10 protein-coding genes and 1 riboswitch are annotated in these 12067 nt (G+C 71.7%); of the genes, 4 read left to right on the forward strand and 6 right to left on the reverse strand.

The window, feature by feature from the left end; genetic code table 11:
• Positions 1 to 51: 51 nt before the first annotated feature.
• Entirely contained in the window at positions 52 to 1221 is a 1170-nt protein-coding gene (locus tag AC0VYD_RS16045; protein ID WP_475476335.1) for a site-2 protease family protein, read from the reverse strand.
• A gap of 92 nt (positions 1222 to 1313) precedes the next feature.
• Here AC0VYD_RS16045 and AC0VYD_RS16050 point away from each other — a divergent pair, with 92 nt between their 5' ends.
• The 4 genes from AC0VYD_RS16050 to AC0VYD_RS16065 all read left to right on the forward strand — a co-directional run bounded on the left by AC0VYD_RS16050 (position 1314) and on the right by AC0VYD_RS16065 (position 4912).
• Positions 1314 to 2117, forward strand: coding sequence for a RecB family exonuclease (locus AC0VYD_RS16050; protein WP_475476336.1), 804 nt, complete (start codon positions 1314 to 1316; stop codon positions 2115 to 2117).
• Positions 2118 to 2147: 30 nt separating this feature from the next.
• Positions 2148 to 2861, forward strand: coding sequence for a response regulator (locus AC0VYD_RS16055; protein ID WP_475476337.1), 714 nt, complete (start codon positions 2148 to 2150; stop codon positions 2859 to 2861).
• A 208-nt stretch (positions 2862 to 3069) separates the two neighbouring features.
• Entirely contained in the window at positions 3070 to 4506 is a 1437-nt protein-coding gene (locus tag AC0VYD_RS16060; protein ID WP_475476338.1) for a threonine/serine exporter family protein, read from the forward strand.
• 217 nt (positions 4507 to 4723) lie between these two features.
• Positions 4724 to 4912: a DUF5999 family protein gene (locus tag AC0VYD_RS16065; RefSeq protein ID WP_191271746.1), complete on the forward strand. Its 189-nt coding sequence runs from the start codon at positions 4724 to 4726 to the stop codon at positions 4910 to 4912.
• A 111-nt stretch (positions 4913 to 5023) separates the two neighbouring features.
• On the opposite strand, the gene AC0VYD_RS16070 is transcribed toward AC0VYD_RS16065, so the two are convergent.
• The 5 genes from AC0VYD_RS16070 to AC0VYD_RS16090 all read right to left on the reverse strand — a co-directional run bounded on the left by AC0VYD_RS16070 (position 5024) and on the right by AC0VYD_RS16090 (position 12043).
• Positions 5024 to 6277 (reverse strand): tetratricopeptide repeat protein, encoded by a 1254-nt coding sequence (locus tag AC0VYD_RS16070; protein ID WP_475476339.1) that lies wholly within the window; start codon positions 6275 to 6277, stop codon positions 5024 to 5026.
• Positions 6278 to 6610: 333 nt separating this feature from the next.
• Entirely contained in the window at positions 6611 to 9508 is a 2898-nt protein-coding gene (gene gcvP, locus AC0VYD_RS16075; RefSeq protein WP_475476340.1) for an aminomethyl-transferring glycine dehydrogenase, read from the reverse strand.
• 98 nt (positions 9509 to 9606) lie between these two features.
• A riboswitch (glycine riboswitch) is annotated at positions 9607 to 9697 on the reverse strand.
• A gap of 216 nt (positions 9698 to 9913) precedes the next feature.
• Complete coding sequence (locus AC0VYD_RS16080; protein WP_475480281.1) at positions 9914 to 10402, reverse strand: MerR family transcriptional regulator; 489 nt, start codon at positions 10400 to 10402, stop codon at positions 9914 to 9916.
• Positions 10403 to 10857: 455 nt separating this feature from the next.
• Positions 10858 to 11331 carry a bifunctional nuclease family protein gene (locus AC0VYD_RS16085; protein WP_017583139.1) on the reverse strand — a complete coding sequence of 158 codons (474 nt, stop codon included), beginning with the start codon at positions 11329 to 11331 and terminating at the stop codon, positions 10858 to 10860.
• Positions 11332 to 11500: 169 nt separating this feature from the next.
• On the reverse strand, positions 11501 to 12043 hold the full coding sequence (locus tag AC0VYD_RS16090) for an FHA domain-containing protein (protein WP_473039151.1): 543 nt from the start codon (positions 12041 to 12043) through the stop codon (positions 11501 to 11503).
• Positions 12044 to 12067: the final 24 nt, after the last annotated feature.

Here is a 12067-nt window from a genome sequence, read left to right on the forward strand (position 1 = left end):
GTCCCCACGGCCCGCGCCCCGGCCGCGGGGCCCTGCCCCGGCGCGGCCCGCTCATCTGCGCCCGCTCGCAGACCGTCCCGCCATCGCCGCGTTGACGTCCACTGACCGCAACACCCCCGACAGCGCGCCGTCATCCTCCACCACCAGGTACTCCGGCAACGGGTGCCGGGTGAGCTCCGCCAGGAGCTCCTCGCCCTCCAGATCCGCCGAGACCCGGGAGTGCCTGGTCAGCGCCCGGGACACGTCCGACACCGGGACCCGGGCCCTGCGCTCTGCGGTGATCGCCTCCGCGGCGGCGGGGTGCACGACCGAGACCGGCGTGCCGTCGTCGTCGGCGACCACGATCGTGTCCACACCCGCCTCCCCGGCACGGTGGTCGGCCAGCTCCAACGGCAGGTCCGCCGGAACCACCACGGCCGGACGGGCCAGCGCCCGGGCCCGCAGTCCGGGCACCCGGGCCCGGACCCGGGCGTTGCCCAGGGCCTCGCTGGCACCCATCCACATGAAGCCGGCCAGCACCAGCCCCCACACGACCGCCCACGGCCCGGGGCTGCTCCCCGCGCTCCAGGCGAACAGGAACGGCAGGGCCGCGACCCCCAGGGCCAGCACCCGGCCGCCCCAGGCCGCCACCACACTGCCGGTGTGCGCACGCCCCGTCATCTTCCACACCCCGGCGCGCAGCAGGCGCCCGCCGTCCAGGGGCAGCCCCGGCAACAGGTTGAACACACCCACGAGCAGGTTGGCGATCCACAACTGGAAGAGCAGCTCACCGGTGACGCTGAAGGGATCGGTGAAGTACGCCAGCACGAACGCCCCCGCCGCCAGCGCCAACGACAGCAACGGCCCGGAGAAGGCGATCCAGAACTCCCGGCCCGGGGTGGGCGCCTCCCGGTCGATCTCGGACACCCCGCCCAGCACGTACAGGACGATACGGCGCACCGGCAGCCCGTACCGGCGGGCCACCAGCGAGTGCGCGAGTTCGTGCACCAGGACGGAGGCGTAGAGAAGGATCGCGAAGACGAAGGCCAACAGGTAGGCCGAGGGGCCCAGCGCCAACCGCGACTGGACGATCCCCCCGTAGACCAGCGTGATGAGGACCGCGACGATCCACCACGAGGAGGTGACGTAGACCGGGACCCCGAAGGGCCGCCCCAGCGGTAACCCCGGCCGCCTGGTCCGGTCGCCGGTCCTGGGCCTGGGGTCGTCACTGCCTCTGGTCACACAGCCAAGACTATGGCCCCCGCCCCGATGGTCCTCTCATGGGGCGACACGCAGCGGGTGAGTGCCCGCCGGAGACGATCTAGGCTCGGAGTATGACCACCGCGCCGCTGCCGACCGCCCTGTCACCCTCGCGTGCCTCGGACTTCCTCCAGTGCCCGCTCCTGTTCCGGTTCCGCACCATCGACCGCCTCCCCGAGGCCCCCAGCGCCGCCGCGCTGCGCGGCACCCTCGTCCACGCCTGCCTCGAACGCCTCTACGAGCTGCCGGCCGGGACCCGCACACCGCGCACCGCGCTGAGCCTGGTCGACCCCCAGTGGGAGAAGCTCCGCGCACGCGACCCCGAACTGCAGGAACGGCTCTTCGACGGCGAGGAGGCCCTCCAGGAGTGGTTGGAGTCGGCCCGGACCCTGGTCAAACGCTACTTCGACCTGGAGAACCCCGAGCAGCTGGAGCCCCGCGAACGCGAGATGCGCCTGGAGGTCTCCCTGCCCACCGGACTGCGGCTGCGCGGCTACGTCGACCGCCTGGACGTGGCCCCCTCCGGCCAGATCAGGGTCGTCGACTACAAGACCGGGAAGTCGCCGCACCCCCGGTTCGAGGACAAGGCCAAGTTCCAGATCTTCTTCTACGCGGTGATGATCTGGCGCGACCTCGGCGTCGTGCCCGCCCGTCTCCAGCTCGTCTACCTGGGCGACGGCTCCGTGCGCTGGTACGACCCCACCGAGGCCGAACTCGCCGCCGCCGAGGCCGAGATCGCCGACATCTGGGCGCGGATCGAGGCGGCCGGACGCGCCGGCGTGTGGGAGCCCAAACGCAGCAAGCTGTGCGGCTGGTGCGAACACCAGGCGCTGTGCCCGGAGTTCGGCGGCACCCCGCCCCCGCTGCCCACGGCCTGAGGACCGCGCCGTGTGCGGGAGAATCGGCCCGTGCCCGTCTCAGTACTCCTCGTCGACGACCAGCCGCTCGTCCGCGCCGGCTTCCGCCTGATCCTCGAATCCGCCCCGAACGTGTCCGTGGTGGGCGAGGCCTCCGACGGCCGCGAGGCCGTCCGGGAGGTCCGCGGCCTGCTGCCCGACGTCGTCCTCATGGACATCCGGATGCCGGGCGTGGACGGGGTCCAGGCCACCCGGAAGATCGTCGAATGGGCCCGGCCGCTCGGCCACCGGGTGCGGGTGCTGGCCCTGACCACCTTCGACCTGGACGAGTACGTGGTCGGTGTGCTGCGTGCGGGCGCCTCCGGCTTCCTCCTCAAGGACGTCCCGCCCGCCGAACTGGTCTCCGCGGTCGAACTGGTCGCCGGAGGCGCCTCCGTCATCTCCCCCACCGTCCTGAACCGCCTCCTGGACCGCTTCGCGCCGCTGCTGCCCTCCCCCGAGGCCGGACCCGAGCCGTCGGCGGACACCCTGACCGTCCGGGAGCGCGAGGTGTTACGGCTGGTCGCCAAGGGATGGTCCAACGGAGAGATCGCCGCTCACCTGGTCCTGGGCGAGGCCACCGTCAAATCCCACGTGGGCAGCATCCTCACCAAACTCGGCCTGCGCGACCGCGTCCAGGCCGTCGTGCACGCCTACGAGACCGGCCTGGTCCGCCCCGGCCAGGACGGTCACCCGAACGAGAAGACGCAGGAACCCCCGGCCTGAGCACCCCCGGGAGCACCCCCGGGACCGGCGCGTCGCCGCCCTCGGCGGCCTTCGCGCCTTGACAGGATGATCCGGTGACCGAACTCACCGGTGCCACCGCACCAGGCGGGCGAACCCCGCCTGTGGGCGCGGCGTCCCCCATGGGGTTGCCGAGGCAGTGCGCCGAACACCAGGGGTGCGGGCGACGGGGAGGAAACGGAGAGCAGCCATGCCAAGCAAGAGGGAGCCGTCCGGGCCGCCGAGCGAGGAGTTCATGCTCAGCCGGATGCGTGACTGGCGGGCCGAGCACGAACGGGAACTGACCCCGGACAGCCTCGACGACGAGGAGGACGTCAAGCTCCCCGACGCGCGGGCGATCAACCTGGCCCTGCGCGTGGGAGAGCTCATGCTGGCCAGCGGCGAGAGCACGGAGGCCGTCAGCGAGGCCATGCTCAGCCTCTCGGTCGCCTTCGACCTGCCCCGCTCGGAGGTGTCGGTCACCTTCACCACGATCTCCCTGTCCACCCACCCGGGCGGCGACAGCCCGCCGGTCACCGGCGAGCGGGTGGTGCGCCGCCGCACCCTGGACTACTTCCGCGTCAACGAGCTGCACAGCCTGGTCCAACAGGCCGCACTGGGCCTGCTGGAGCTGGAGGACGCCAGTGCGCGGCTGGAGCAGATCCGCCGCGCCCGCATGCCCTACCCGAACTGGCTGATCGCGGTGGGCTTCGGCCTGATCGCCTCCAGCGCCAGTGTGATGGTGGGCGGCGGGGCGGCCGTGGCGACGGTGGCCTTCCTGGCCACCGTCCTGGGCGACCGCACCTCGGTGTTCCTGGCCAACCGCGGGGTCGCCGAGTTCTACCAGATGGCGGCGGCCGCGGTCGTCGCCTCCTCCATCGGTGTGGGGCTGCTGTGGGTGAGCACCACCCTGGACCTGGGCCTGCAGGCGGGCGCGATCATCACCGGCAACATCATGGCGCTGCTGCCGGGCCGTCCGCTGGTCTCCAGCCTCCAGGACGGGATCAGCGGTAGTTACGTCACCGCGGTCGCACGGCTGCTGGAGACCTTCTTCATCCTGGGCGCGATCGTGTCGGGCGTGGTCACCGTGGCGTACACGGCGACACGGCTGGGGGTCAACCTGGACCTGGAGAACCTGCCGTCCGCCGGGATGGCGCTGAACCCCGCGGTACTGATCGGCGCGGCCGGGATCGCCATGGCCTTCGCGATCTCCCTGGCGGTGCCGCCCCGGATGCTGCCCACGATCGGAGCCCTGGGCGTGATGATCTGGGTCATCTACGCGGGTCTGCGGGCGTTCCTGGACGTTCCCCTGGTGGTGGGCACGGTCGCGGGCGCGGTGGCCGTGGGGATGGTCGGGCACTGGCTGGCCCGGCGGACCCGGCGCCCGGTACTGCCCTACCTCATCCCGTCGATCGCACCGCTGCTGCCCGGCAGCATCCTGTACCGGGGGCTGATCGAGATCACCCAGGGGGCCGGGGGCGCGGTCACGGGGCTGCTCAGCCTCGCCGAGGCGATCATGGTGGCGCTGGCGCTGGGCGCCGGGGTCAACCTCGGCGGCGAACTCGTCCGGGCCTTCCAGCGCGGCGGCCTGGCCGGGGCCGGGATGCGCAGCCGTCCGGCGGCCCGCCGTACCCGCGGTGGCTACTGACCCGCCGGATACGGTTCGGTGCCTCCGCCGGTCCTCGTCGTCCGGGTCCGCCCGGGTCCGCCCGGACAGAACTGCGCACGGGTGAGGTGCGTCTCATTGGTGAGAGCGAACAAAAGGGGAGGGCGAACATTGTCGCCTAAACCGACAACACCATGTGATGTCAGCCACTATTGTTGGCCTCAGCTCAACGAAGAGCACCGAGACGAAAGGCTCTGTCATGTGCAGCCATTCACCCTCCTGCCCGTCCTTCGAGGACACCGACCGCGAGGCCGCGCGGATCGTTTCCAGCCACCCGGAACAGGGGTGGAGCCTACTCTGCAACGGCGTCGTCCTCTTCGACGACACCGGTGAACTCCTCCCCGACGGGGCGGTTGTCGCCCCGCACCGACCCCGCGCCGCCGCCTGAACGCGCCTGCTTCGGAGCTGAGCGCCGGAACCGCTCCCGCCCGGGCCTGTCCGGCCCCGGCCCGGGCGGGCCCAGGGCCGCCCCCGCCCGGCCACAGCCCGCAGGACCCCCTCAGCGCGCCTCGGGCCAGCCCTCGGGCAGTACGTCCTCCCCCATCGCCTCGCTGAGCCGACGCCGGAAGTCAGCGTGCACGTCGGCGCCCCACACAAGTTCACTCGGCGTCCGAAGAGCCTGCTCCATCGCGGCGCGCAGCACGGTCGGCCGGGCCTCCCCCTCGACCACCGGAACCGCCAGCAGGGCGTGCATCTGGGTGATGACCGCGAACAGCTCCCCCGCCAGCGCCGGCGCGCTGGCGGTCGCCACGGCCTCCTCCAGGTAGACGTCCCACCACGGTTCGGGGGCCTGCTCCCCGTCCCGCCCCTGCGGTTGGGCGAAGGGACGGCGCAACCGTTCGCGCACCGCTCGGGACGCCTCGCGGTCACCACTGTCCAACCCCAGCCGCCAGACCCGTGCGGCCTCGTCCGGTTCTCCGCGCAGCGCCATCAGCCCGGCGAGCAGTTCCACCGCCGCGCCCGAGGTCTGTGGCTCCGGGCGCACGCCCGCCCCCTCCTCGGCAGACGCGGGGGCGACCACCGAACCCGCGTCAGCGATCGCCCCTTCCAGGTGGGCGGCGGCCCGCAGCAGCCGCAGGCCGGGGTCCTCCCCCGCCGCCAGCCCCCGCTCGACGGCCGCGGCCGCGGCCTCCGGCCGCCCCCGTTCGAGTAGGCGTCCGGCCAGGTCGCGCGCGGCGTCGACGACGGTGACAGCATGCAGGCGGCTGAGCCCGGTGTCGCCGGAGGGCAGTTCCAGCACGGCCTCCCAGTGCTCCTCGGCCTCAGCCTCCTCACCGCGCAGTTCCGCCTCACGGGCCAACCCGTAGCGGGCCACCGCGGTGTAGGCGGGGCCGCCCAGCTCGAGCAGGCGGTGCCAGACCCGCGCGGCCTCGCCGTGGGCGCCCTCCTGTTCGAGGGAGAGCCCCAGGTGGTAGGCGGCGCGCGGAGCGTAGCGGGAGTCCCCGGTGGCCAGCGCCCGGCGCGCGGCCTCGCGCGCGGCGGCCAGGTCCCCGCGCTGGTCCTGCACCACCGCCAGCCCCAGCAGTGCCCTGGCCTGGACGCCCGGGCGCGGGTTGGCCGCCACCGCCTGCTGGTAGAGCTTGGCGGCCTTCTTCAGGTGGCCGTTCTCGGCGAGGTCCTGGGCCTGGTCGCACAGGTCAGGTGCGGACTCCGCCGGGGGCACGGCGGTCTCCTCCGCGTCATCGGGGTCCGTGGCTTGGGGTGCGGGGGTTGCGGGGCCAGAGCGTGCGGGAGATCCGGACGTCGCGGTCATTCCTTGCGCTTTCCATGGGGTGGCGGGTCCGCACGATGGGGGCGCGGATCGTCAGCATCGCCGCAACTCTAACGCGCTCTCCCACAGCCGATGGAGGCCTGTGTGACGGATGTTGGTTCCCGTGGCTGTTTCCCGGTCCCCTACGGGTTTGTTCCGCGCGTGCTCGGATCGTTTCGGAGCAAACCGAGCAACACCTTTACGACGTAGATCCTTAGTAGGCGTTCGGGGCGGGCGGATACGACGACGGGGCGCCTCCCCCGGAGAGGCACCCCGTCCGTGCCGGTCCCGCAGGCCGGCCCGTGTGCACCGCGTGCGTCGTGTGACGCGCGCCCGCTACAGCTCGAAGGCCTCCGGCGGCGGGCAGGAGCAGACCAGGTTGCGGTCACCGTAGGCCTGGTCGATCCGGCCGACCGGCGGCCAGTACTTGTCCTGGCGCAGCGACGGCAGCGGGTAGGCCGCCTCCGAACGCGTGTAACCGTGCTCCCACTCGTCCGCGGTCACCGCCTCGGCGGTGTGCGGGGCGCCCCGCAGCGGGTTGTCGTCGGCGGACCACTCCCCCGAGGCGACCCGGTCGATCTCACCGCGGATGGCGATCATCGCCTGGACGAACCGCTCAAGCTCGGCGAGGTTCTCGCTCTCGGTGGGCTCGACCATCAGCGTGCCGTTGACCGGGAAGGACATGGTCGGTGCGTGGAACCCGTAGTCCATCAGGCGCTTGGCGACGTCCTCGTTGCTGATACCGCTGGCCTTCTGGAGCGGGCGGATGTCGACGATGCACTCGTGCGCGACCAGACCGTTGGCGCCGGTGTAGAGCACCGGGTAGTACGGCTCCAGGCGCTTGGCGACGTAGTTGGCCGAGAGCACGGCGGTCTCCGTGGCCGCACGCAGACCGTCGCCGCCCATCATCCGCACGTAGGCCCAGGAGATCGGCAGGATGCCGGCGGAGCCGAACGGTGAGGCCGAAACCGGGCCGACCCCGGTGTGCGGGCCCGCCTCGGGCTGGCTCGGGTGGTTGGGCAGGAAACCCGACAGGTGCGAGCGGACCGCGACCGGTCCCACGCCCGGCCCGCCGCCGCCGTGCGGGATGCAGAAGGTCTTGTGCAGGTTCAGGTGGCTGACGTCCGCACCGAACTCGCCCGGCTTGGCCCAGCCCAGGAGGGCGTTGAGGTTGGCGCCGTCGACGTAGACCTGACCGCCCGCCTCGTGGACCAGGCGGCACACCTCGGTGATGGTGTCCTCGTACACGCCCGCGGTGGAGGGGTAGGTGACCATGATGGCCGCCAGGTCCTCACTGTGCTCTGCGGTCTTGGCACGCAGGTCGTCCAGGTCGACGTTGCCGTCCTCGGCACAGGCCACCACGGCCACGCGCATACCCGCCATGACGGCGCTGGCGGCGTTGGTGCCGTGCGCGGAGCTGGGGATGAGGCAGACGTCGCGGTGGGCGTCGCCGCGCGAGCGGTGGTAGCCGCGGATCGCCAGCAGCCCGGCGAGCTCGCCCTGGGAACCGGCGTTGGGCTGGAGTGAGACCGCGTCGTAGCCGGTGACCTCGGCCAGCCAGGACTCCAGGTCGCGGATGAGCGACACGCTCCCGGCCGCCTGGTCGAGCGGGGCGAACGGGTGCAGGCCGGCGAACTCGGGCCAGGTGACGGACTCCATCTCCGCGGTGGCGTTGAGCTTCATGGTGCACGAACCCAGCGGGATCATCGTGCGGTCCAGCGCCAGGTCGCGGTCGGACAGGCGGCGCATGTAGCGCAGCAGCGAGGTCTCGCTGCGGTGGGTGTTGAACACCGGGTGGGTGAGGTAGTCGACGCCGCGGGCCAGGTCGGCGGGCAGGCGGTCGGCGCTGCCGTCCACGGTGACCGGGCCGCGGTCGGCGCCCCGGTCGGCCTCGCCGAAGGCGGCCAGGACCTGGTCGAGGTGGTCGACGGTGGTGGTCTCGTCCACGCTGAGGCCGACCGTGCCCTGGTCGACGGTGAGCAGGTTGATCCCGGAGTCCAGGGCGCGCTCCACCACGCGGTCGGCGCTGGGCACCCGCACCCGCAGGGTGTCGAAGTAGGCGCCGTGGACCACCTCGAACCCGCGCTGGGCGAGGGCGTCGGCCAGCGCGACCGTGCGCGCGTGGACCTGGCGGGCGATCGCGCGCAGGCCGTCGGGGCCGTGGTACACGGCGTACATCCCGGCCATGATGGCCAACAGCACCTGGGCGGTACAGATGTTGCTGGTGGCCTTCTCCCGGCGGATGTGCTGCTCACGGGTCTGCAGGGCCAGGCGGTAGGCGGGCTTGCCCGCGTTGTCGACCGAAACGCCGACCAGCCGTCCGGGCAGCTGGCGGCGGAGCTTCTCGCCCACGGACATGTAGCCGGCGTGCGGGCCGCCGAAGCCGAGCGGGACACCGAAGCGCTGGGTGGAGCCCACCGCGATGTCGGCACCCAGGTCACCGGGGCTGCGCAGCAGGGTCAGGGCGAGGATGTCGGCGGCGACCACGGCCAGGGCGCCGCGTTCGTGCGCCTGGGCGATGACCGGGCTGGGATCGCGCACCACACCGCTGGAGGCCGGGTACTGGACCAGGACGCCGTATGCCTCGCCCTCGGGCATGCCCTGGGTCAGGTCGGCGACGACCACCTCGATGCCCAGGGGCTCGGCGCGGGTGCGCAGGACCTGGAGGGTCTGCGGGAACACGTCGGAGTCGACCACGAAGACGTTGCTCTTGACCTTGGAGGCCCGCCGGGCCAGGGTCATGGCCTCAGCGGCTGCGGTGGCCTCGTCCAGCAGGGAGGCGCCGGTGATGGGCAGGCCGGTGAGGTCGGAGACCATGGTCTGGAAGTTGATCAGGGCCTCCAGACGGCCCTGGGAGATCTCGGGCTGGTAGGGCGTGTAGGCCGTGTACCAGGCGGGGTTCTCCATGATGTTGCGCAGGATGACCGGGGGCGTGAGCGTGCCGTAGTAGCCGCGGCCGATCATCGGGGTGTTGACCCTGTTGCGCGAGGCGAGCCCGCGGAGTTCGGCCAGGGCCTCGGCCTCGCCGATCGCCTCGGGCAGGTTGAGCGGGGCGCTCTTGCCGGGGCCGGTGAGGATGGACTCGGGCACCGCGGCGGTCATGAGTTCGGCGGTGGAGCCGTAACCGATCGTCTTGAGCATCTCCGCGGTCTCGGCCGGGGTGGGGCCGATGTGGCGGTCGGCGAACACCCGGGCGGGCGCGCCCGAGGTGGGGATGTTCGACGGGTCAGGCACGGAGACCTCCTGGTGACAGGGCCGATCGGGTCGGCGGTGTTCCTCACGGTCTCCCCCTCTGTCACCCGGACGCGACGGTGCCCGGGCTTCAGAGCGGCCTTCTCCACGCGGTCCATGGTGCCTGAGAGGTTACTGGGGAGTATTGCCCCGTCGGCGCCCCGTTGCCGAGGTCTCTCCCGCGTGGTATCAACAGCCTGCTGACGCTCTGTATATGTAGACAAGCAGGGAGAATGTCGGTTTTCATCCCTGTTGTGACTACGACCGTACTCGATCCACCGCCGAACCACCGAGCCAGGGCACGCCTTTTAGGCAGTTCACACGAAGATCCCCCGCCGACCGTCGGCCGCACCGGGTACCGTCGGCCGGTGCCCGGCGGTCCGCCCTTCCGCCCCGACGTCGGCGGACTCAGCCGGTGCGCCGCTCCCGGCGGCGCCGGGCCAGCTCGTCAACGGGCTGGGTCGGCGCCGCGGGCAGATCGGCCCGTTCCTCGGCCGGAACCACCCCCAGGGCCTCCTCCAGCTCCCTGGAGACGTTGGCCAGTGCCAGGCCGAACATGCCCTGGCCCCGCTGCATCAGATCGACGACCTCGTCCGGTGACGTGCACTCGTAGACGCTGACGCCGTCGCTCATCAGGGTGATCCGGGACAGTTCGGCGGCGGGACGGCCACGCAGGTGGTCCACCGCGGTCCGGATCTGCTGGAGCGATATCCCGGTGTCCAGGAGCCGTTTGGCCACCTTCAGCATCAGGATGTCCGGCAGGCTGTACAGGGGGGCGTTGTGGGCCCCGGTGCGCACGCTTGGCTCCACCAGGCCGGTTCTGGCCCAGTAGTCGAGCTGGCGATAGGTGATCCCGGCGGCCGTACACGCCGCTGGGCCCCGATACCCGACGTCCATAGGCAGCGCCACCACGTCCTCTTCGCACAGTAGGCCCTGCTGCCCCGCTAGCCGCAGCGCGGACCGCCTGTCATCGGGATCCCGCTTGCCGCTCGCTACCGCCACGCCGACCTCCGGCTTCTCGTCCCACGGCGGCATCGACAGGGGAGGGTCCACTAGGGAAAGGGCGCGCCGCGGGTTTCACAGCACTGACCGTAGGACGGCCGCACGGTAGCGTCAACGAAGCCACCCGGCGCGTCGCCAAGTGCACACGGAGGCGGGGCCGCGGCAGCGGCCCCCCCCGGACCCGAAACGGGCCCGGCGGTTTTCGGCTACGCACTCCACACCCGTTCCTCCCACCCAATCTAACACCGACGGGCCCGGCAAAGTCGCAGGCCACGAAGGTTTTCCGGCAGTGCCCGGACCAGCCGCCAGGCCACACGGCACGGGACCCGCGGTCGGCGGGCCCCGTCCGGTCACGTACTGCGTCGGCCGAAATCCTCCGGCGAGATGTTGTCCAGGAACTCCCGGAACGCCTCGACCTGGTCCTCCTGCTCGTCCGGGATGGGCATCCCGGCCTCCTCGATCACGTCCTCGTGGGCGTAGATCGGGGTGCCCGTCCGCAGCGCCAGGGCGATGGAGTCCGAAGGGCGCGCACTGACCTCCACACCGTTGCTGAACACCAGTTCGGCGTAGAAGATCCCGTCACTCAGACCGGTGATGTTCACCGTCTCGAGCCCCGTGTCCAGAGCGTCCAGGACGTCCCTGAACAGGTCATGGGTGAGCGGCCGCGCGGGCGCGACCCCCTGTTGGGCGAGCGCGATCGCGGTGGCCTCCACCCCGCCGATCCAGATCGGCAGGTAGCGGTCCCCCTCGGATTCCTTGAGCAGGACAATCGGTTGGTTCGAGGGCATCTCAACCCGGACGCCGACGACCTCCATGTGCTTCACAGCGGCTCCGTCCCACGAGTCGTCATGCCGGATGGGCGCTCGTCCCTGCTCCCCCGTTGAATCAGGATCCCGAGGGCAAAGGCACCCCTTCGTTACAAAGCTCTCCGGAGGCGGGGGGCCGCAAACCTCCTCGGCCCTCCCACCCCCGTCGACCGTGGTCAGCGCGCCGTCACCGGCGTGGTTTGGTCAGCAGGACCATACGGAACTTACCGATCTGGATCTCGTCTCCTCCGCCCAGCTCGGCCTCGTCCACCGGCTCGCGGTTGACGTAGGTTCCGTTGAGGCTGCCGACGTCCCGGACGCCGAAGCCGTTGCCTCGTCGGAAGAACTCGACGTGGCGCCGGGAGACGGTGACGTCGTCGAGGAAGATGTCACTGTTGGGGTGGCGGCCCGCGGTGGTCACGTCGCTGTCCAGCAGGAAACGGCTCCCCGCGTTGGGGCCTCGCCGGACCACCAGCAAAGCGGTTCCGGGCGGCAGGGCGTCTGCGCTGGCGGGGTCGTCGCCGCTGAGCTCGTCGCCCGGTTCCTCCTCTTCCAGGGCCTGTATCCCGGAGATGGAGATGGTCGACGTGACATCTCCGCCGGACTCCCCGGCCGTGGCGGGCTGTGGGCTCTGCTGTTCGGCCCTGCGGATGGGGGTTCCACAGTGGGAGCAGAAACGGGCATCATCCGCAACGGCGTGACCGCACTGCGTGCAGTAAACGCTCGACATAGGTCGGCTCGGCCTCCTACCGCA

The organism is Nocardiopsis sp. iso_40, from assembly GCF_056173285.1.